This is a genomic window from Paenibacillus glucanolyticus (assembly GCF_037333485.1).
GTDB lineage: Bacteria > Bacillota > Bacilli > Paenibacillales > Paenibacillaceae > Paenibacillus_AQ > Paenibacillus_AQ glucanolyticus.
This window is the reverse complement of the sequence record NZ_CP147845.1, coordinates 2,638,854-2,659,043: the sequence shown is the minus strand read 5'-3', so window position 1 is coordinate 2,659,043 and position 20,190 is coordinate 2,638,854. Positions and strand designations below refer to the sequence as shown.

Here is a 20,190-nt window from a genome sequence, read left to right as displayed (position 1 = left end):
GCTGGACCGGGCAGCCTTTGGTGTATACAGTCATTCTACTGTCGTCTCCCGCTGACCGTCAGACCTCACTTTCGTAGAACATGCAAAAGAGAGGTACTACATTTCGTAGTACCTCTCCCTCTTACTTCTCTGTATACAAGCGCTCTAACCAAACCAGCTTCGTTATGATTTGTCCTTTTGCCTCACGATTCCTTTGCGGCGAACCTTCTCCACGGCTTCCCTGCTGCTCTTCACGCCAAGTTTCTTCAGAATTTTATTAATCTGATTCTTAAGTGTACTCTCGGTTTTGAACAGCTTCTTCTCCATCTGGGAATGGCTGTATCCTTCGTCCAGTAGCTCAAACACTTCCCGCTCCGCAGGGGTTAAGCCCCGCAGCTGTTCTTCGCGCTTCAGACGGGCAAATTCCTTCAGCAGCACTTCCATCGTTCCCGGGTGGAGCACTGCGCTGCGGATGGCAGCCGGAAGCTCCTTGAACCTGGTCTTCTCTAAGTAATTAACGGCCCCGGCCGTATATGATTGTGTAATAACAAACTCGTCAGCAAGCGAGGTCAGCATGATGACCTTGGCTTGCGGCTTGAGCTCATGAATTTCTGCGGCGGTATAGATGCCGTCAAGACGACCCGCGGTCAGTTGAATATCCATCAGAACGATATCAAAGGACAGGATGGCTGCCATTGCAATGGCTTGCTCGGGCGAATCGGCTGCACCGACTACCATCATATCCTCCTGCGCATTCAGAAAGACCGTCATTGCCTTAATCCAATCCGGGTCGTCCTCAACCAGAAAGATCTGTATTCGATTCAAGCCTCATCCCTCCCGGTTAGACGAAAGATTTTGCTGCGGGGGTAGTACAGCGTTATCTCTGTTCCCTCCGACTCACGGCTCTCCAGTCCTACGGAGCCCCCGCTTTTCTTCATCACATTATAGACATAGGACAAGCCAAGCCCGAAGTTAAGCTTCTCATGACCCTTCGTGCTATAAAAAGGTTCAAATATGCGTCCTTGCAGCTCCCGCGGAATGCCGCTGCCGTTATCCTTGACGGAGATAGCCGCTCCCTTGCGGTCTGCTGTTACCGTTATCGTAATCCGTCCGCCTTCCGGCATCGCCTCAACGCTATTTCGAATCAGGTTGCTGATCGCTTCCTTCAAATGAACAGCATCTGCCAGCAGCCAAGGCCGCTGCAGGTTCTGGACATCCAGCTCGATACCATATCTACTTAACAACTCATATTCACGAAGCTGAACCTCTGCAATGAGCTGATCCGTACGGGCAGGCTGTTCAACCAGTCTGAAATCCTTCATTTGCTGCTGGATTCGACCCACCATGGCAACCAGATGTTCTGAAGAATGTGTGATGACTTCCAGCTGCTCCATGACGGCACCGCTGTCCTGCGTCAGCATTAGCTTCACATTTTCCGTGCTGATCGCAATCTTGCCAATCTCATTCTTGATGGTATGGTTCAGCATCGATGTTCCCGTGCTCACGGCCTGCATCGTGCGATCCAGCGGATCGCGCTCAAACTTCAGACGAACGCCCAGAACGCCATATACAAAAGTACAGATAACGGCCACGGCTAACGAATACAGAATAAACAGCGATACATATTGAAACGAATCATAGCCGGGCGAGATTAAATTGCCGACATTGATCAGCAGCATTACGCCGAGGAGCGTAGGCACCATAATCATGGTGGTGATCCACATGCTCTTTCGTTTCTGCGGATTCATCTCATATGACAGCGCGCGAACGAGCAAGACGCATCCCGCCACATAATAGGGTCCTGTCCACACGAATAACAATCCATAATGAATATGATGTTCGGGATGAAGCAGAACCTGAACCAGCATGATGAACACAGGCAGAAGCAAGCCTATTTTGAGATAGCGCATCCTCTTGGGCTGCTGCGGTCTCCGAGTATATACCATGCAAAATATCAGCACTCCATACGGAGTTAAAGTATGATTCAACAATTGAATCACCGGTTCATACCGGATCGGTATAAAACCGGAAGGCGCAAGCAGATCCGTCAATCCTCCGCTCCCTGCACTCAACAGGAAAAAAGCCGCCCAGCGGTTCACCTCGCTCCGAGGCTGATTGAGCAGAAGCACGGCTGCCGCGCTCCATAGCGCTGCCACATAATAGAGCATACTACATCGTCCTATTCTCTTCCCAAATGTAGTTTCATCCTACCACAGTTGCTGGCAGGTGTGGTACAAAAGATCGCCCCTTATCCGCCTTCTTGGCCAGGATTCCGGCGGTCTTTTTTTACATTGCGAAAACATTCAGTTTACATTCAGCCGCGTTTAAGAAAGAAATCAGGAACGGTTGCTAGGATAGATTTCGTAAGCAAGCTACACCATGACAGAGAGAAACGAGGTGGAACCCATGACAACCCCATTGAAATACCGAAATGAGCTGAAGTTTTTTGTGAATATCCATCAATATCATATCATCCGGGAGCGATTAAGAAATCTGGTGGCCTACGATCAGCATGCCGGTCCGAGCGGGGAATATCACATCCGAAGCTTGTACTTTGATGATATCAACAACAAAGCTTTGTACGAGAAGCTGGCAGGTGTCCGCGATCGCGTGAAATACCGCATTCGTATTTATAACGTTGCCGACGATACCATCCATTTTGAGAAGAAAATCAAATTCCGGGATTACATCGCCAAGCTGAAGGAGCCGCTCACAAGAGAGATGGTCAATCAGATTATGGCAGGTCAGTATGAATGCCTCTATCAGCCGGACAAACCCCTGATGATGGAGCTGTACCATGAAATGAAACACAAATTGCTGCGTCCCAAGGTCATTGTCGATTACGTCCGCGAACCGTACGTATGCCATAACGGGAATGTTCGCATTACGTTTGACAAGGAGCTCCGAACCGGCCTGCACTCCACAGATCTGTTCAACCAGCATCTACTGCCCATTCGGGCGATCGATGAGAATCTGATCATCCTTGAAGTCAAATATGACGAGTACATGCCGGATTACATCAAAATCGCGCTGCAGCTCGATGGCCTCAACCGACAGTCGGCATCCAAATATGTCATGTGCCGCAAATTTCTCAAATATAACACTTGGGAGGATCAATAATTCATGAACGCTACACCGACTAATACGGAAACCACCAATTTCTCGGATATTATCAAAAATTCCGTCATGGAAAACTTCGTATCCGATATCAGCATCTCCAAAATTTTGATTACGCTTGCCGTCGCTTTTGTTATCGGGCTATTCATTTATTTACTCTATAAACGGGTGTTCAGCGGCGTGCTGTACTCCAAAAGTTTCAACGTTTCACTGATCGGGATGACCATGATCACCGCTGTTGTCATTATTGCCATCAACTCGAATCTCGTGCTCTCGCTCGGTATGGTCGGCGCACTCTCTATCGTCCGCTTCCGTACGCCCATCAAGGACCCTACCGATCTGATATTTCTGTTCTGGGCTGCTGTAGCCGGGATCGTAACCGGAGCCGGATTCTATACGCTGGCAGCGATCGGGTCCGTTGTTGTTGGCCTCATCCTGTTCTTCTTCATTAAAAAAGCAACGGTGGATACGCCTTATCTGCTGGTTGTTCATTGCGATAACGAGCAGAGCGAGCAAGCCGTTAAAGGTCAAATTGATCAAGCCGTGAAGCGCTATAATCTGAAGCAAAAAACAGTGACGCCAGGAAGCATTGAACTGACGCTGGAAGTAAGACTCCGTGATGCGGAAGGCCAATTCGTTAACAAGCTGTCTCAGCTTCCCGGCGTTCACAATGCAGTCCTGATCAGTTACAGTGGCGACTATGTATCCTAAGTCAGGCGGTGGTCAGAGATGATGAACAAAAAAAAGGCAGTATGGCTGTCCCTTGTGCTGGCCATAGTCCTCCTGCTCTCAGGGTGCCAATGGACAACCTCCCCGGTCGCCAACTCGGAGGTTGACAGCAGCACAGACAACGAAGTCTTGCAGGATCAGATCGATTCCACGGTATTTCCGAAGGATAAAGTTGTTGATGTGAAAATCACCATCGACGAAGCCGATTTTCAGGATATGCTGGACAATGCCAGTGCAGAGGAATATAAAGAAGCCTCCGTGAATTACAACGGCATGCAGTATGATCATGTGGGTCTTCGTACGAAAGGCAATTTAAGCCTGCGAAGTGTAGTCAATTCCGACTCCGACCGCTACAGCTTCAAGATCTCTTTTGATGAATATATCAATCAGACCTTGAATGGAATCAGCAAAATCAATCTGAATAACAACTACAGCGACGCCTCGTATATGCGCGAATTCCTTACTTACGAGCTGGCAGCATCCGTCGGATTGCCGACACCCGGATTCTCATACGTAAACGTATACGTTAACGATGAATTATGGGGCTTCTACCTTGCTATCGAACAGATTGGCGATTCTTATCTGAAGCGTCAGTTCGACAATTCATACGGAGCATTGTATAAGGCTGAGATGACAGGTGTAGGAAGTGATCTCACATGGCTTGGCAAGGATCCGGATTCCTATACGGGACTAGTCATGAAATCCAAATCATCCAATGACGATATATTGATCGATATGCTGGATGAACTCAATAACGGCACCGATTATGAGAAGGTGCTTGATGTGGATAATGTGCTCAAGTACGTTGCCTTGAACGTGGTCGCCTCCAATATGGACAGTTATCTCGGCTCCAACAAACAGAACTATTACTTATATGAGAACAATGGCATATTCTCCGTCCTTCCCTGGGATTACAACATGGCCTTTGGCGGACTTGGCAGCTCCAACCTTCTCATTGACGAGCCAACCCAGGGTGCCTTAGCAGAACGGCCACTGATTGCCAAGCTGCTTGAGGTTGATGAATATAAGGAACGCTATCATGCCATTCTCACGGAAATGCTGGAGGGTTACATGCAGCAGGACACATTCAATGACAGGGTAGCGCAATTACAAGCACTAATATCCGAGCATGTAAAACAGGATCCAAGACCGTTCTACTCTTACGAGGAATATGAGCAATCTCTCCCAACGCTGATGTCCTACGTCCAGACGTCGTCTGATAACATCCAGCAGCAATTGGATGGAACCATCCCCTCCGCTGGTGATGGAAGCGGCAGCGGAGGTGGTATGGGTGGCGGCGGCCGCGGCGGTATGGCACCGGGCGGGGCTGGTGGTATGATGCCAGGCGGTGCTGGCAAAGTGGCGCCTGACGTCGCTGGCGGCATGGCGCCCGGCGGGGGTAACGTGGCACCCGATGGTGCCGGTGAGATGGCGCCTGGAGCTGCCGATGGCAGCACTCCTGACACTGCACCGAATGGCGCTTCAAGCGAAGGTACTGACAGAAACGGTGACACTGATCCCAGCAATGCGGAAGATAACAGCTCTAGTGAACAGCCACAGGTTTCACTATCTTCTGCTGCGGCAAATACAGAACCAGTGCAAAATCCAGAGGACGCTGCGTCCCAGACGCCAACGCAGAATCAAGTCCCAGCTAACGGAGATCTGCCAGTACAGAATCAAGCCCCTGCTGACGACCAGCAAACCCAGCCTCAAACGCCGGGGCTGAATGGTCAAGGGGAACTGCCGGACCTTCCTCAAGGTCAGATGGGGAACGGAGGATTTGGCGGTGGCGAGTTCGGCGGCCAAATGCAGGGTGGTCGAGGAATGGGACGGCCGGGCGAATGGAGTAACGGAGCCTCCCAAGAGCAAGGCAGCACCAGGGAAGCCCTATACGCTGGAGTGGCCATCTTGCTGCTGCTTCTCTCTTGCCTCTTTGTGAGTTTATACAAGCGAAAACGACTCTAACTCTACCCAATAAGGGACGGCTGCAAAGAATGATGCCTTTGCAGCCGTCCCTTTGTATGTTCAGAACTTTCTAATCAAACCAATACCCGGAGTTACCGCTTCATTATGCGCTTAACCACGTAATCAACACCGGTGTTAATATCAGTAACGAGCCCAGCGTCATTACGATCCTTGTTGTATTTCTTGACAGCTTACGCTGCGTCTCGGATGAGCGATACCAGCCGCTGAATTGCAGTCGGTTGCGGTAGAGAACAAGAAACCATAAAATATTTCCGCTGAACAAGAACAGGAAGTAGGACTCCTTCCATGGAATCCATGACGTCAGTATGCTCTGTTCAATGCTGCCCAGAATTGCTGCTGCAATCATCATCATGATCATCATACGAATCATTTCCAGTATGGATGAGGCCAATTTGGTCATAACGTTACTCCTTCTTCGTCATGCTGGTTCTAATACAGTCTGTGTTTTCCATTATAAAACAAAACAAGAAATTATGACATGCCAACAGGCGACATGGCATCCGTGCAGCCGCGCTATTCAGTTTGATTCTAACTCTTCTTGAATATCACGTGACGCTTGTTTTCGAATAAAATACGAATCCAGCTTCCGGCTGACCCATAGCGAAAGAACGATAAACGCAAGGACGCCAATCAGCTTGAAGGGCTCGGCTATAAAGTCGGACAAGTTAGCGCCAATGTACGATACACAGAATATCATGATGCCCTTGCCCAAGGCTACGGCCATAAGATAGGACATAAGGTTCATTCTTGCCAGCCCGGCAGCTACATTCACAGCTACGAACGGCCCGACCGGAAGTATGCCCAGCAGGAACACGTAACTGAATCCATTATGCTGAATCCAGCGCATTCCACGCTGAACCTTAGGTTTGTTCGCCCAGCGTTCGATCAGTGGCGTACCGGATATTTTGCGCACAATGAGGAAGGTCGTCAAGCACCCCGCAACCATCCCGATCCAAGAGTAAAATACCCCCGCCCACAGTCCATATACCGCCCCATTAACACCTACGATTACAATCGTGGGCAGCGGAGGAATGAAAGATTTCAAGAAGGTCAGCAATATTCCTGGTAGCGGACCTAAAGCTCTAAACTGTTCTAATAACCATTCCAGATTGCTCTCCGTAAAATAAGACATGATGTCCAAGTAGCCATTCAATAACTTCACCCATTTCTGCTATTGTATTGCCGACTAGCCCTCCTGAAGCACCTTGTTCAACTGAGCCAGATGGTGCTTGTCATGCCAGATGAAATCCCGCATGAATTGCTCCACTTCAAAAGGATGGCCGTCCCCGTCTGTATACCGCTTCGCGTACAGCGCTTCCGGCAACGCTTCGATGGTCTGAATCAGCTTCTCCCTTGCAGCTAGCGTCTGATTCACCAGAGCTTCTGTCGATAACGTCTTGGCATATAACCGCGAATCCTCATTAAAAGCATCATAATCCAAATGCTTGACAGTAAGCGTCTCCCCAGCGGAAACCTTGGCGATAGCCTCATTATAAAAATATTCATCCCAGCACATGATATGGCACACCACATCACGCACAGTCCATTTTCCCTCAGCGATCGGGCGATTCCAGTAACTCTCTCCTTGTTCTGCGAATTCACCAACCTTATCGATCCATTCGAAATACTCATTCAACAGCAGCTGTTTATCACTCATACCCATTCTCCTTATCCGTGAATTGTTTGATCATGGCATCCAGTTGATCCTCCGACCAGTCGTACATCTTCAACAGCTCCACATAAGGATCACCCGGTATATTCAACAGCTTCGCAAAGGCAGGCTCTGTCTTGTAACCTGACTTCTTCAGCTCGATAATGCTCTGTCTTCCGACCTCGCCCAGCCGCTTCAGAAGCCTGTATTCCACCACCATGTGCCGATAACCGTTCTGATGGGTGGAAGGCAGCGGCTGCGCAAACACCTCAAATTCCCAGCCCCCATACCGAAACCGGATCACCATTCGCTCCAGATTGTCTACCGTGCGCAATGAGGAGGTTAAGCCCGGCAGGATTTCTCCATAACGCTCCTTCATCCCTCGCTCAAACGAAACAAAATCCCTCACCTGACAAATGATATCCAGATCGCTTGAAGCTATATCAATACCGATAGGGATCGTCCCGACCCATATCGGATGGTAACATTTCAAATGATCCAACAGCTCAAGTCGATCTATTACCTCGGCTGCCTGCTGTTGTTTCGCAGAGCCTTGGCGCAAGTAATCGATGTTCAGAAAATCCATATCCTCAACCATGGCTGCTCACACCTGCCCGTGCTTAATGTCTTTACGCTTCGCGTTCTGTCCACGTTGTCCGGACATAACCAAGCTTCATGCCGACCGTCTCCATATTGCGATGACTCTGTGACAGGAAGGCACACTGGCCCACAACCAAACTGCATCCCGCTTGTTTCGCATCCCATATTCTCCTGCGAAGAAGCTGTTGCTGCAAGCCCTGTCTGCGGAACTCCGGCAGTGTTGCTGCAAAAGTAAGCGACGCATTGGAATGGTTCATATACATGACACCCGCAGCAGCAGGCTGTTCTCCCGCATACGCCATATAGAAGCTCCAGCCCGGCCGTGAATGCAATACACGATTGTTCAGGGCAACGGACGGGATTCCCTGATCAGGCAGTCCCGTTCCAAGGCAATGAATTCTAGCATAAGCTTCAAATTCATCTTTGTCTATCGTTTTGATCACAATTCCGGCATCCGGCATATCCTTCAATTCTTGCGGGTTCATATACATTGAATTATGAAACGCCGATTGGTAAAACCCCCGAGCGGCAAGCGAGCTTAACAAATCCTGATTAACCATGGCAGGCACGATCTCGAATTGGAATTTGCGGTCTCTTGATTTGTAGAAATCGATAATAGCATCGAGATGAATGGAGTCCTCAGACTTTATTCCTTTTACCGTGTTAAACGAAAGCCAAGGCATCGTCCTGCTGTACAAGCACAGCGCCTGACCGAATTGTTCTATCTCCACGCCCTCGGGATTGCCGGGCCGGCCTTCAATAGCTTTCATTCGATCCTGCATATAATCCGTTTCTGAATGCTGAATCCGATGGATAAGTTCCTCAGAGGGAAGATGCCGCATATTGCCTCCTATGTATTCGTAATAAAATAATGATAACGTTCGGATAATTAGAGCCCGAAGATCACTTGCTGATGCTTCGGGCTCCATGCTTGCTGTGTATGATATTATTTCGAGCTGTCCGGCAGATCGCAAGATCCGTCGGCACACATGCCGTCACTGCTGTCCGCCTCATTCACCATGACCAGCGGATTGGCTTCACGATAGGCCTTATCCAATGCGTCTGTGAATACTTCCAGAGGCTGGGCGCCAGATACAGCATATTTGCCTCCGAGCACGAAGAATGGAACGCCGCGAATGCCCAGGTTGGCAGCCGCTGCTTCGTCTGTCCGCACCTCAGATTGGAAGTCGTCGCTCTCAAGCGCTGCAGCAGCCAGTTCCCGCGAGAGGCCAACTTCCGCCGCCAGGTCCGCCAACAAATTCCGATCTTCAAGATTCTCGGCATCTGTAAAATACGCACGGAACAACCGCTCGGTCATCTCTTTCATTTTACCATGCTGGTCTGCAAAATAAACAAGGCGGTGTGCATCAAATGAATTGGCCGGAATAACCCGATCCATATGATACGTAAGCCCAACACCCGCCGCTTGCTGAGTAACGTTTGCGTTGGCCGCTTTAGCCTGCTCGATACTCATGCCATATTTGGCTGCCAACAACTCGTCCATGGAAACATCAGGTTTATAGGACGCATTCGGATCAAGCTCAAAGCTGCGGTATACCACCTCTACCTGATCCTTATGCGGAAATTGCTCCAATGCTGATTCGAAACGGCGCTTACCAATATAACAGAACGGACACATAAAATCCGACCAAATTTCAACTTTCATTTTTTCGCCTCCTAGCGAGTGTAATCCTAACTTACTTATTGTAACCCGCTTTCAGCATTGCATCAACACCTCACGCAGAAATCATACACTCGGGCTGCAAGCCGAAGAAGCCAGATGACCGGTTAATCAAGTTTGTTTCCGTTGTCCTGCAATCGGGCATGAATCCAATCGGCCACGACCGTGCAGCCCCGAACGTTCCCCATCAGGGAATTGTTCACCACCAGATCTGCGTACCAGCGGGTAGGCTCGACATATTCATCATGCCTGTATCTGACAAGCTGCAAATACTCCTGAAGCACGCTCTCCTCGCTGTGTCCCTTGTCAATGAACCACTGGCTCCTGCGCAGCATCCTTTCATCGGCGGGACAATCTATGAAGAGCTTCAGATCAAGGGAATCCCGAAGACCCTCGAATTGATACAGAAGAAATCCTTCAATAAGGATGACATCGTATTCGCCACTGCGGACGGCCTGCTCATAATCCTCGGTCAAGCGCTGAATATGGACGGCATCCGGGTGGTTAAAATCCTCAAAGACTCTGTTCGTGAAGGGCGCTTTGGCCATGGGTCTAACGGCTTTGTAGTATTTGTCCATGTGGAACAAGGCCACACGATACTCGCTTAACTTCTCCTTGAGCTTCAGACTCAGCGTCGTTTTTCCGCTGCCCGAGCCTCCGCCAATCCCAATTGTCAAGCACCGACTCTGCTCCATTTATGCCTCCATATATAAAAAGGATAAAAAAACAGACAGCCTGCAGCCGCCTGTCATTTGTATTTTTTCCAATCCATCTCACTATGCTCGAGTAAATATTCAAAATCATTATCGCGCAACTTCTGTTCCGCCTTGCGTGCTGCTTCACGCTCCTGCCTTTCCTTCTCCAGTCGATCCGCTTCATTCGCTTTTAAGGAATCGGTGGTTGCCTTCAGCTTCGCCAGAACTTGAGGGTCCAGCATATCCTTTAACGTCGCAGGTTTATCCGTTGATTCTGTTCGTGGCAATGGGGAAGTCCGTTTCTTTTTTGCCATGTTCGCTCACCTCGATTTCCACATCATTATATCATTTTGCTGGCTGCCTGACATCCGGCTGGACCATATTTCTCATCCTCCATGATTGATTTCACGGACATGTAAATACTATACTTACTTGGACCTGGACTCCATCATCGGACCAAATCAAGAGTCATCGATGGTGAGGGTACACATTGTGACGATGCAAGCACTGGAGGTACAGCAACCATGATCTATCATATTGATTATGTTTCAGAAGGACTTCATGTAAAGGGGTATCTGGGGCTCCCCCCTCAATTGCCCCGTACACTCAGCCATAAGATGGCAGAAGCGGTTGACACCATGCATGGCGTAACCGTAACTGGCACACTGGCTTGCTCCATTCTGAACAGAGAGCCAGCATCTTTCGAAGAGTCTTCCAACGAATCCCCTAAGCTGCCACTGGTCATCTACTGCCGGGGCGGCATTGGACGGATTGGTGCCGTACGGCTGAAGTGGGTGGAGGAATTCTCCGCCCAAGGCTATGCCGTATTTGCACCCGCTTATCGCGGCAATGAAGGCAGCGAGGGACGGGATGAATTCGGCGGTGCCGATACGATGGATGTGATCTCAGCCATTGACTGGCTGTCCCGTATTTCATGGATAGACAGCAGCCGCATCCACGTGCTGGGCTTCTCCCGCGGCGCGATTAATGCCGCTGTAGCGGCCGCTGCATCCCCCCATATATCCAGAATGATTCTATGGAGCGGCGTGTCGGATTTGACTCAAACCTATGAAGAAAGGATTGATCTGCGCAGAATGATGAAGCGCGTTATCGGGGGCTCGCCTGCCAAGGTTCCTGAACAATATCTGCTCCGCTCCCCGCTGCACTATGCGGACCGGATCCCATGTCCCGTCCTGCTCGTCCATGGAACACAAGACGAGCAGGTCCTGGTTCAGCATAGTTACCGTATGCTGGATAAACTCCGGGAATGCGGGCATGAGCCGCAGACGCATCTGTACGAAGGGCTCGGGCATCACTTTCCCCCGCCCCAGCATGCAGCGGCAATCCATCGGATGTTCGATTGGCTAAAGAAGGGAGATTGAACATTTGCCCTGCTCAATCTCCCTTGCAACCGGCCCCGTGTCTTCCTCACTCCTTATTGCTGTGAATAGAGGTATCGATCCAGTATTTGCACTTCCCGTCTGCAATGGAGCTGAGCTCCCCCTGATTCCATTCAATGATGCGACGGGAAGGCAGGTTGGATTCATCACAGGTCAGCAGGACCTTGTTGATATGGTGCTCATAGGCTTTCTTAACTAACCCTTCCAGCATCCGCTTGCCATATCCCTTCCCCCGCTCCGAGGGCCGAATGACATACCCAATATGTCCACCCAGTTCAAGCAGACTCTGATTCAGCTGATGTCTCAGCTTGCCATATCCAACAGGCATGCCGTTCTCATACAACCAGTAAATGGTCTGAGGAACATACTCCTCCGGCAGATCGATACCTCTTGATATCTCGTAATTGCGATGGATCTTGGATACGAACTCTTCCATACTCCCGCTGTTTAAGCTGTTGACGAAGCCGTTCCCGCCCTCTCCAATTTCCTGCACCATGAATAAGAGGGCTTCATCCGCTTTCTTCTGCAGTTCAACTAACTCTAATGCCATGTCTACTCCTCCACTTGAAAGATAGAATCCACAATGATAGGCAGCTGATCTCGTAGGGATACCGCGCCAAATACGGATCTGGCATGGCTCCCCTTATCCCCGAATACATCAAGCATCAAATCCGAAAATCCATTAAGCACCTTATGGTGTTCTTCATAATCGGGTGTTGCGTTTACGAAACCCTGAACCTTGACCACTCGCTTCACTTTATCAAGAGATCCGAGAGCATCCCTTAATACGGCCAGAACTTCCACTCCGGTCAGACGGGCATAGGCATAACCCTGCTCGGTTGTATAACGCTCGCCAAGTTTACCCTTCGGCTCCCCAGGCGGCCCTTTCCCTGAGACATACATCAAACCGTTCACGATGACATAGTTGGCATACCTCGCAGCCGGCGAGCTGGCAGCAGGTAAACGGATGCCTAATGGCTCCAAGCGTCCCTCCGCATAACCGGACATAAGAACATCTCCTCCATGAAGAAAATTCCAGATAAATTTCAATCATTGTACCACGGAATGAGATCAGTACAAGTGTAAGAATAAAAGTTTCTCGATGTACCCTCCATTCCATGAGGACAAAAAGACCAACCCCGTACCATCAGGGTTGGTCTTCTCATCCATGCAACGAAGGCTTAAATCCGGAACGAATAGGATGCATACCGCTCCGCGTTGTTAATCGCCTGCCATACATCCGTTGTCTCAGCGCCAGGGTACCAATAGGCATAACCCGCAATCTGATATTTGGCAGCCATAAGATGTTTCATGGATAAGGAACGGGCTTCTTCCGTCCATATGCGATGCCTAACTCCACCGATCGTATATGCAGCTTCATACTGGGCGACATCAGCGTTCCACGCCAAGGAAGCCTTGTGCAGACGGATGCGATGTCCCTGTTCAATCAAACTGATATCCTGCGAGGACACCGATGAGGCCAGCTGCCAATCTCTTGTATATAATGGATACGCAATGATACTCTTCTTCGCCGTGACTTGATTTACCAGCTTGTTCAGAGCCGATTCGGACCAAGGCAGCGAGGATACGGAACCGGCTTTTGGCGAGCCGCCCCAGTGCTGGTCGTAACTCATAAGAACTACATAGTCCACTTGTCTGCCAAGCGCTGCGTAATCAAATGCTGCCGTCCAATCCGTATTCAGATCAGGCGATACATCGATAGATAACTTCGCTCCGAGCCGCTTCATTTCCGCGGATAATTGCGTGATGAAGGCGGTCAGGTTCTGACGATCCTGAGGCATCACATTCTCAAAATCAATATTGATCCCGTCCAATTGATATTTGGATACATTGGCAGCGATGCTCTCTACAACCGACTTTCGGTTCTGGGCGCTGCTTAGAACGGAATGCGTTCCTTCCGCGTTCCCCCGGTTTCCCACCATAGCCCATACCTGCCGTCCATTGCTGCGAGCCCATGTAAGCAGCGCTTGATCGGTATGGTCCGATACCTTGCCGTTTGACTCCATATAATACCAACGCGGTACAAGCACATTCAAGCCGGCTCGCTTGGCATAAGAAATGTACTCCTTGGTTGTCCCGTTGTACAACCACCCCATGTGGATATTCGCAGGAACCTGACGATCAACCGAAGTTTTCACATTGCCCGACTGGAGCACCCGATCCAGCAGTTTCGCCGTTTCCTCCCGGGTGATGGCGTCCTGAGGTCTGAACTGACCCTTGCTTCCCTGCAGCCAGCCGGTATCGGTTGCTGTTCCTACAGCATCCCAAGCCCACTTCGCAATCGAGACTGCATCGAGATATCTGCCCGCCGTGTTCCCGTGATAAACATCGTTCTGCTTCATGGCCCGGGTGACAATCACAGCGGCTTCTTGGCGGGTAATGGGCGCATTCGGGTAAAACATGAAGCCATTCCCTTGCACGATTGATAGATTCAGGCCGGTATGAATCCAGCCATAATACCAAGCAGATTTGGAAACATCCCGGAATGCTGACACATCATTCTGAACAGGCTTCAATTTAAGCATTCTGGCGATCATCGCGGTAAATTCCGCCCGGGTCACCGGTTTGCGCGGCAAAAAAGCCCCTGTGCCATCCCCGCTTACGATACCTCTCTTAGCCAGACGATCAATCGCGTCTTTAGCAAAGCTTGCAGAAATATCATGGAAAGCAGTTTGACTCGGAGCTTGAAGCGCTGATGCCTGAACAGGGCTTAAGAGCGATGTTAATGACAGCAGCAAACAAAGGGACAGGATATATTTTTTCAAAGGTACGCCTCGATTCTATCATCTGATATCCACAGCATATCAGATGATGATAGAATCAGGCATTATTCATTTCTTGGTAAAAATCGCATCTGCGCGAGCGCCTAGCAAGCTAAGACTACAGCGCCGATCCCTTCTACAACAAGAGAATCCGAGTTTAAACATTTAATCAGCTCTTCACCAAGCAGAATCTTCCACTCCCCAAGCTCAGGCAGCTTTAAGGAAGACTCCTTGCGTGCGGCATAATAGAGTACATAGATATGTTTCTCGGCGCCGCCGCCCGCATGATCACGAAGCGTGAAGGCTACGGTGTTCTCTGGACTATCCTCGAATCGCAGATGCCGCCGGATCGAAGCCGAATCCCGCAATCGAAATGCCGGATGATTCTTGCGAAGCTTAACGAGCCGCTGAATGTAACTCACGCCATCCTGATGCTCTGAGGCCATGCCCCAGTCAAGCCGATTCACCTCATCGCTGGAGTTGTAGCTGTTCTCCACACCGTTCTTGGAACGGTAATACTCCTGGCCTGCATGCAGGAACGGGATTCCCTGACTCGTAAGGATCATGGCCGATGACAGCCGGTGCATATCCCGCCGAACCGCATCATTCTCCCCGTCCGTGGACAGCATGATTTTATCCCAGAGCGTATGATTATCATGACACTCCACATAGTTCACGCATTGAACCGGTTCGGAAGCAAAGGCCCTGATCTCTTCGGCATACGGAATGCCGCCCACGATGCCCTGCTTGACCTTGCCCTGGTATCCAATACCGCCGCTTACAAAGCCTTTGTAATCGAAATGAAAGATATCCCCTTTGACGGCGTCACGGAATCCATCGTTAAAATGTGCGATGCGCGGCATCAACGCAGCCTGGCGCTGATTCGCTCTTCTCTCTTCAGCCAGCTCGGTATCCATCACCCAGCCTTCACCAATCGTGAGGATGGACGGATCAATTTCATCCAGACGCGTTCGGATTTCATTCATCGTCTCTACATCCATCAAGCCCATGAGATCAAAGCGGAATCCGTCTATCCGATATTCCTTCACCCAATGCAATACCGATTCTACGATGAATTTCCGCATCATCGGCCGCTCGGTTGCCGTATCATTGCCGCAGCCGGAGCCGTTCGAGAAGGTACCGTCCTTCTTATAACGCAGATAATATCCGGGAACCAGCTTGGTAAAGTTGATCAGGTAACCATCATATACATGGTTGTACACCACGTCCATGATGACTCGAAGCCCTTGATCGTGAAGCGTCTGTACCAACTGCTTCAGTTCCCGAATCCGTACCTCCGGTACATACGGATCCGTAGCATACGAGCCCTCGGGCGCATTGTAGTTCTTCGGATCATATCCCCAATTGTACTGCGGCTCGTGAAGTCTGGTTTCATCCACACTTTCGGTTGCATAGTCGTATATCGGGAGCAGCTCCACATGCGTGACGCCGAGCTCAACAATATGGTCAAGACCTGTACGAATCCCCCCGGGGCCTCTTGTTCCTGACTCTGCAAGACCTGTGAACTTGCCCTTATGCGAAACTCCGCTATCCGGATGAATGGTGTAATCCCGGACATGCAGCTCGTAGATTACAGCATCCACGGGACTGTCGAGCGGCGGCTTATCCGCTGTCCAGCGTTCCGGATCGGTTGTTGTCATATCCAGAATACAGGCGCGATCCCCATTAACGCCCACCGCTGTGGCATAGGGATCGACGGCTTCGTTCCATTGATCCCCGATCAGAACCTGGTAGGTATAGAACTTGCCTTGAAGATCCTCACGAACCTTCAGCAGCCAAGTCCCTTTCACATCCCGGGTCATGGCTATTCGGCGGGCATCCGGTGCTTTCCAATCCTCGTATAACAGGACATAGGCCTCACTAGCCGTTGGAGCCCAGAGACGGAAGGCCGACTCTTGAGTTTGGTAGGTCAGCCCCAGATCGCTACCTTCATAATAAAATTGCTGGTCAAATTCCTTGTCAAAGACGGAAACTCCTCCGGTTACGGCCGGATCACCATAATGAATAATGGCATTGCTCTCTTTTTGTACAGACAAGATGTTCACTCCTCATTTAAACTTCCTATCTTGTTGCAGCCGTTCAAATTCTTCCTTGGTAATGTCACGGTTGCCATAGCGCGCTTCCTCGTACAGCTCTATCAAGGATTGCGGAATGCGATCGCTCTGCCCATCCCAATCCTTAAGATCGTGTTCGGTTTCCCGAGGGGTCAGAGCCGCTTTCCAATTATAGCCTTCACGGATGCTTCGGGAAAGTATCCTGCGATACATTTGACGGATTTTCTGATTCAGGTGTTCCGATTCTTCGCCCTCACGATGCCTTCCACCGAAACGCACACCGGACAACAATCGTCTAAGACGTTTCGATGCAGGATCGTGTTCGATATTCTCCACTTCATCCTCATAACCCAGCGAGGGCTGAACGTTCTGTCTGTTCATCATTCTGTTCATCCACGCCGAGAATTTTCTGTAGAGCGTGGGCAGCACTTTGCCGAATCTGAACAAGACGTATACAACTCCAACCCCGATAGCAAGGAATACACCATAGATCAACATTTGTTCAATCACTTTCATCCACTTGCTTGGCGACTTCGGTTCTTCCTCCATCATAGGCATTTCGGGCGGCGGCTCTGCCATCGAAGGCGGCTCCGGAGCCTGCTCTGCTCCAGAGCCGAACAGCCCGGAGATCCAGGCTGCTATTCCCCTCGCGAGATCGGAGAACCACTGCTGAAGCTGTGGCAGAAAAGCCACGATTCCGATTAGAATCAGTAGTACGATAATAAACCATCGATTGTAGCGCAGAACGCGCCGTTCCAATACCGGCTGATCTTTGCCCGGGAGCGTCTCATCGAGCACGAACTGCCGATTGACGATCAGCAGCGTCAGCACCAAGGCAGCCGCTCCCATCCACGTCAGAGCTGGTATTCCATCCTGAAATGAATCCATGAAGCTTAATATGAAACTGCTGACCCCGTACAGGATCAAACCGATCAGGAAATAGGTGCCTGGGAACATCAGATTCCAGCTTATCTGCTCCATTCGGCTCCCCCGATAACTTGCAACAAATAATACGGGAATGGAATAGGCGAGAGCGAGATCAACACCCAGCATGGCAATGGATAACAAAACGGAAACCAGGCAGCCCCATAGGAATGCCTTGAATTGACGATTGAATTTAAATAACTGCCCTCCAGTATAACCCAGTATGTACCCGGCTAATACCAGCGCAGGCCATACCCATCGGAAGGATTCAGGCATTAGGTAGAATGCGGGAATAGACAGAACGGGGAAAAACAACACACACTCTACGAAGCCCTGCAGCAAAGCCTTCATATATCCCGATACGTGAACATTCATGCTGACACCTCCTTCGCAGGAGAAGGAACATCTCCGAGAGGGAGGACGTCGACACGATGTCCGTTCTCACGAAACCGCTGAAACATCTCTTCCAGCCTTGGGCTCACATAAGTGGTCAGAATAAGGATATCCCTTGCCTCCTCATGCCGCGACAGCTCATAAGCCAGGTAATCATGAAAAGAAAGTCTGCGGGTGAGCTCCAGTCTTGCCAGCATTTCGAATATCAGATGCTGCTGCTCCATGCCGCCAGCAACGGGGACAAAGGCGTCATCCTCGGTCTCACCCAGCGTCCCGTTCGTCCCCATTCCGATCTCCATCCCTTGCGACAATAAATGTGCCGTTATTCCAGCTGCCAGCCGGATTCCATGCTCGATGGGCTCAGGCCTTGTAGCTTTGCTCCACATCTGCTCATGATCCTCAATATTCAGGTAGATCATCAGACGGCTGTCTGCGGTCGTATCCCGTCTGTGAACCTGCAGGGTGCCCGTCCGCGCAGTGGCCTTCCACTGAATATCCTTCAGCGGATCTCCATCCCGATATTCACGAACACCCGATATGAGAAACGGGTCCTCCATGATCCATCTGCGGACCAGCATTTCGCCCATCCAGGTCTGCACGGGCAAATCCATATCCGACACATCAAGCGGCATTGGATACACCAAAATTCCGCCGGTTAATGTCTTACTCTGCACAATCGATTCCAGTCCGATCAGATCGCCTGTTGTCATCGATACGGTTCCCAGCTTGTACAGACCTCTTTGCTTCGCGGTAATCCGATGTCTGCGCAGGATTTTGGTCCATGGCAGAAGACTGAAGAAACTCTTGTGGTTCTGATTGAATTGCCCCTCACTGATATCCAGGTTTAATTGATTATCGAAGGCCAGACCCGAGCGGAATTGGGACTCTACCCTCAACCAGGGGACAGGCAATGCTTTGCGGTTCTCTATGATTTCGATCAATTCGACGGAATCTCCCTCATAACAAGTCGACACCTTGAAGGAACGGCTGTAATTCAGCTTTTTCAATGCCATCCGTTTAAAAATCTTGCCCTGCACAACGACAACCACAGCGGCGATGAACAATATCCAGTAGGCTCCCATGGCAACCGCCCCCTACGACGAAATGCCTTCTTCTGTCGGTACGGAAACCTGCTGCAGCAACCGCTCGATCACTTCTTCAGAAGCGGCGGCCCCGCCCCGGCTTTGAAGTGTGCCCCGAAGCTTCAACCGGTGTGCCCAGGCTGGCACAGCCAGCTCCTTCACATCGTCAGGCGTCACAAACTCCCGGCCCTGCAGGACAGCTTGTACCTGTACGGCCTTCAGCAGGGCCTGACATCCCCTCGGACTTACTCCGGAGGCAACCGCTTCATCCCTTCTGGAATGCTCCGCCAACGAAACGATGTAAGCTAACATCTCGTCACTGACATGCACCTTGTTGACGATTTGCCTGGCTTGCACGATGCTCTCAGAGGCTGCAATCGCCGCAAGCGACTCCAAGGGTTGATTATCCTTGAATCGCTTCAGGATATCGACGCTTTCCTGTGAGGTGGGATAGCCCATATTCAGTTTAAACAGGAATCGGTCCAGCTGCGCCTCCGGCAGTGGAAATGTGCCCTGCTGCTCCAGCGGGTTCTGCGTGGCGATGACCAGGAAGGGTTCCTCCAGCTGATGGGTTACCCCGTCAATGCTGATCTGCCGCTCCTCCATGCACTCCAGCAAGCTGGACTGCGTGCGGGGCGTTGCTCTGTTAATCTCATCGGCAAGAAGGATATTCGTGAACAAAGGGCCCGGCCGAAATTCGAACGCCGAGGATTGTTGATTATAGAAATATATACCGCTCAGATCAGACGGCAGCAGATCCGGGGTAAACTGAACTCTTTTAAACGTGCAGTCAATGGACTTCGAGATGGATTTGGCCAGCAAGGTTTTCCCCGTGCCCGGTACGTCTTCAAGCAGAACATGGCCAGAGGTCACCATCGCAATAAAGAGCCTGTCGATCAGCTGTTCCTTACCCACCATAACCTTGGAAACGTTTGCTCGAATATCATCAGCAAGACGGCGAACGGCATGATAATCTGTAATGATTGGAACCACCCCTTATATAGTTTAACTTAACAACAAAGTTCGGCATGACCTGCCATAATTCCTGTTATTCAGGGCAAAATAAGTCACAGTTTGCGTTAAGCTTCCGTTCCC

General features: G+C 50.4%; 21 protein-coding genes. 4 read left to right on the top strand and 17 right to left on the bottom strand.

Features of this window, described 5'->3' with window-relative positions:
* Nucleotides 1-162 precede the first annotated feature (162 nt).
* Together WDY75_RS12840 and WDY75_RS12835 are read right to left on the bottom strand one after the other, a co-directional pair.
* On the bottom strand, nucleotides 163-804 hold the full coding sequence (locus tag WDY75_RS12840; protein WP_006211119.1) for a response regulator transcription factor: 642 nt from the start codon (nucleotides 802-804) through the stop codon (nucleotides 163-165).
* Nucleotides 801-2,147, bottom strand: coding sequence for a sensor histidine kinase (locus WDY75_RS12835; RefSeq protein ID WP_063479949.1), 1,347 nt, complete (start codon nucleotides 2,145-2,147; stop codon nucleotides 801-803). Before WDY75_RS12835 ends, WDY75_RS12840 begins: the two co-directional genes overlap by 4 nt.
* A 238-nt stretch (nucleotides 2,148-2,385) precedes the next feature.
* Between WDY75_RS12835 and WDY75_RS12830 the strand changes: the two genes are divergently transcribed.
* Genes WDY75_RS12830 through WDY75_RS12820 form a run of 3 tightly spaced genes read left to right on the top strand, consistent with a single transcriptional unit; the run spans nucleotide 2,386 to nucleotide 5,790 of the window.
* The gene (locus WDY75_RS12830) at nucleotides 2,386-3,099 is read left to right on the top strand and encodes a polyphosphate polymerase domain-containing protein (RefSeq protein WP_063479950.1); all 714 of its coding nucleotides are present in this window, start codon (nucleotides 2,386-2,388) and stop codon (nucleotides 3,097-3,099) included.
* Between the two features lie 3 nt (nucleotides 3,100-3,102).
* Complete coding sequence (locus WDY75_RS12825) at nucleotides 3,103-3,807, top strand: DUF4956 domain-containing protein (RefSeq protein ID WP_006211122.1); 705 nt, start codon at nucleotides 3,103-3,105, stop codon at nucleotides 3,805-3,807.
* Nucleotides 3,808-3,825: 18 nt separating this feature from the next.
* Entirely contained in the window at nucleotides 3,826-5,790 is a 1,965-nt protein-coding gene (locus WDY75_RS12820) for a CotH kinase family protein (protein WP_063479951.1), read from the top strand.
* A gap of 103 nt (nucleotides 5,791-5,893) precedes the next feature.
* Here the strand turns inward: WDY75_RS12820 and WDY75_RS12815 are convergent, their stop codons facing one another.
* The 8 genes from WDY75_RS12815 to WDY75_RS12780 form a co-directional block, all read right to left on the bottom strand.
* Entirely contained in the window at nucleotides 5,894-6,211 is a 318-nt protein-coding gene (locus tag WDY75_RS12815) for a hypothetical protein (RefSeq protein ID WP_063479952.1), read from the bottom strand.
* A 117-nt stretch (nucleotides 6,212-6,328) separates the two neighbouring features.
* A complete protein-coding gene (locus WDY75_RS12810; protein WP_082834417.1) occupies nucleotides 6,329-6,973 on the bottom strand; it encodes a TVP38/TMEM64 family protein in 645 nt (214 codons plus the stop codon).
* Between the two features lie 24 nt (nucleotides 6,974-6,997).
* Complete coding sequence (locus WDY75_RS12805) at nucleotides 6,998-7,468, bottom strand: DinB family protein (protein WP_063479953.1); 471 nt, start codon at nucleotides 7,466-7,468, stop codon at nucleotides 6,998-7,000.
* Nucleotides 7,461-8,060: a DUF4269 domain-containing protein gene (locus WDY75_RS12800; RefSeq protein WP_006211127.1), complete on the bottom strand. Its 600-nt coding sequence runs from the start codon at nucleotides 8,058-8,060 to the stop codon at nucleotides 7,461-7,463. Before WDY75_RS12800 ends, WDY75_RS12805 begins: the two co-directional genes overlap by 8 nt.
* Nucleotides 8,061-8,091: 31 nt before the next feature.
* Nucleotides 8,092-8,904 (bottom strand): GNAT family N-acetyltransferase, encoded by an 813-nt coding sequence (locus WDY75_RS12795; RefSeq protein WP_063479954.1) that lies wholly within the window; start codon nucleotides 8,902-8,904, stop codon nucleotides 8,092-8,094.
* Between the two features lie 104 nt (nucleotides 8,905-9,008).
* A complete protein-coding gene (locus tag WDY75_RS12790) occupies nucleotides 9,009-9,728 on the bottom strand; it encodes a DsbA family oxidoreductase (RefSeq protein WP_006211129.1) in 720 nt (239 codons plus the stop codon).
* 122 nt (nucleotides 9,729-9,850) lie between these two features.
* Complete coding sequence (locus tag WDY75_RS12785) at nucleotides 9,851-10,438, bottom strand: uridine kinase (RefSeq protein WP_063479955.1); 588 nt, start codon at nucleotides 10,436-10,438, stop codon at nucleotides 9,851-9,853.
* Between the two features lie 53 nt (nucleotides 10,439-10,491).
* Complete coding sequence (locus WDY75_RS12780; protein ID WP_063479956.1) at nucleotides 10,492-10,752, bottom strand: YqkE family protein; 261 nt, start codon at nucleotides 10,750-10,752, stop codon at nucleotides 10,492-10,494.
* A 210-nt stretch (nucleotides 10,753-10,962) separates the two neighbouring features.
* Between WDY75_RS12780 and WDY75_RS12775 the strand changes: the two genes are divergently transcribed.
* Nucleotides 10,963-11,820, top strand: coding sequence for an alpha/beta hydrolase family protein (locus WDY75_RS12775; RefSeq protein WP_063479957.1), 858 nt, complete (start codon nucleotides 10,963-10,965; stop codon nucleotides 11,818-11,820).
* 46 nt (nucleotides 11,821-11,866) lie between these two features.
* Here the strand turns inward: WDY75_RS12775 and WDY75_RS12770 are convergent, their stop codons facing one another.
* The 7 genes from WDY75_RS12770 to WDY75_RS12740 form a co-directional block, all read right to left on the bottom strand.
* Nucleotides 11,867-12,388 carry a GNAT family N-acetyltransferase gene (locus WDY75_RS12770; protein ID WP_063479958.1) on the bottom strand — a complete coding sequence of 174 codons (522 nt, stop codon included), beginning with the start codon at nucleotides 12,386-12,388 and terminating at the stop codon, nucleotides 11,867-11,869.
* A gap of 2 nt (nucleotides 12,389-12,390) precedes the next feature.
* Complete coding sequence (locus tag WDY75_RS12765) at nucleotides 12,391-12,846, bottom strand: RidA family protein (protein WP_063479959.1); 456 nt, start codon at nucleotides 12,844-12,846, stop codon at nucleotides 12,391-12,393.
* Between the two features lie 173 nt (nucleotides 12,847-13,019).
* The gene (locus tag WDY75_RS12760; protein WP_063479960.1) at nucleotides 13,020-14,624 is read right to left on the bottom strand and encodes an S-layer homology domain-containing protein; all 1,605 of its coding nucleotides are present in this window, start codon (nucleotides 14,622-14,624) and stop codon (nucleotides 13,020-13,022) included.
* Nucleotides 14,625-14,725: 101 nt separating this feature from the next.
* Nucleotides 14,726-16,678, bottom strand: a complete 1,953-nt coding sequence (pulA, locus tag WDY75_RS12755) for a type I pullulanase (protein ID WP_063479961.1) — start codon at nucleotides 16,676-16,678, stop codon at nucleotides 14,726-14,728.
* Between the two features lie 12 nt (nucleotides 16,679-16,690).
* On the bottom strand, nucleotides 16,691-17,995 hold the full coding sequence (locus WDY75_RS12750; RefSeq protein ID WP_063479962.1) for a DUF4129 domain-containing protein: 1,305 nt from the start codon (nucleotides 17,993-17,995) through the stop codon (nucleotides 16,691-16,693).
* Nucleotides 17,992-19,095, bottom strand: coding sequence for a DUF58 domain-containing protein (locus WDY75_RS12745; protein ID WP_006211139.1), 1,104 nt, complete (start codon nucleotides 19,093-19,095; stop codon nucleotides 17,992-17,994). The genes WDY75_RS12750 and WDY75_RS12745 overlap by 4 nt, the downstream gene beginning before the upstream one ends.
* A 12-nt stretch (nucleotides 19,096-19,107) precedes the next feature.
* Entirely contained in the window at nucleotides 19,108-20,088 is a 981-nt protein-coding gene (locus WDY75_RS12740) for an AAA family ATPase (RefSeq protein WP_063479963.1), read from the bottom strand.
* Nucleotides 20,089-20,190: the final 102 nt, after the last annotated feature.

Coding starts and splice junctions, on each gene's coding strand:
- WDY75_RS12770 (WP_063479958.1), bottom strand. CDS start 12,388: ATGGCATTAGAGTTAGTTGAACTGCAGAAGAAAGCGGATGAAGCCCTC.
- WDY75_RS12775 (WP_063479957.1), top strand. CDS start 10,963: ATGATCTATCATATTGATTATGTTTCAGAAGGACTTCATGTAAAGGGG.
- WDY75_RS12815 (WP_063479952.1), bottom strand. CDS start 6,211: ATGACCAAATTGGCCTCATCCATACTGGAAATGATTCGTATGATGATC.
- WDY75_RS12825 (WP_006211122.1), top strand. CDS start 3,103: ATGAACGCTACACCGACTAATACGGAAACCACCAATTTCTCGGATATT.
- WDY75_RS12765 (WP_063479959.1), bottom strand. CDS start 12,846: ATGTCCGGTTATGCGGAGGGACGCTTGGAGCCATTAGGCATCCGTTTA.
- WDY75_RS12795 (WP_063479954.1), bottom strand. CDS start 8,904: ATGCGGCATCTTCCCTCTGAGGAACTTATCCATCGGATTCAGCATTCA.
- WDY75_RS12820 (WP_063479951.1), top strand. CDS start 3,826: ATGATGAACAAAAAAAAGGCAGTATGGCTGTCCCTTGTGCTGGCCATA.
- WDY75_RS12805 (WP_063479953.1), bottom strand. CDS start 7,468: ATGAGTGATAAACAGCTGCTGTTGAATGAGTATTTCGAATGGATCGAT.
- WDY75_RS12750 (WP_063479962.1), bottom strand. CDS start 17,995: ATGAATGTTCACGTATCGGGATATATGAAGGCTTTGCTGCAGGGCTTC.
- WDY75_RS12785 (WP_063479955.1), bottom strand. CDS start 10,438: ATGGAGCAGAGTCGGTGCTTGACAATTGGGATTGGCGGAGGCTCGGGC.
- WDY75_RS12835 (WP_063479949.1), bottom strand. CDS start 2,147: ATGCTCTATTATGTGGCAGCGCTATGGAGCGCGGCAGCCGTGCTTCTG.
- WDY75_RS12790 (WP_006211129.1), bottom strand. CDS start 9,728: ATGAAAGTTGAAATTTGGTCGGATTTTATGTGTCCGTTCTGTTATATT.
- WDY75_RS12780 (WP_063479956.1), bottom strand. CDS start 10,752: ATGGCAAAAAAGAAACGGACTTCCCCATTGCCACGAACAGAATCAACG.
- WDY75_RS12745 (WP_006211139.1), bottom strand. CDS start 19,095: ATGGGAGCCTACTGGATATTGTTCATCGCCGCTGTGGTTGTCGTTGTG.
- WDY75_RS12800 (WP_006211127.1), bottom strand. CDS start 8,060: ATGGTTGAGGATATGGATTTTCTGAACATCGATTACTTGCGCCAAGGC.
- WDY75_RS12830 (WP_063479950.1), top strand. CDS start 2,386: ATGACAACCCCATTGAAATACCGAAATGAGCTGAAGTTTTTTGTGAAT.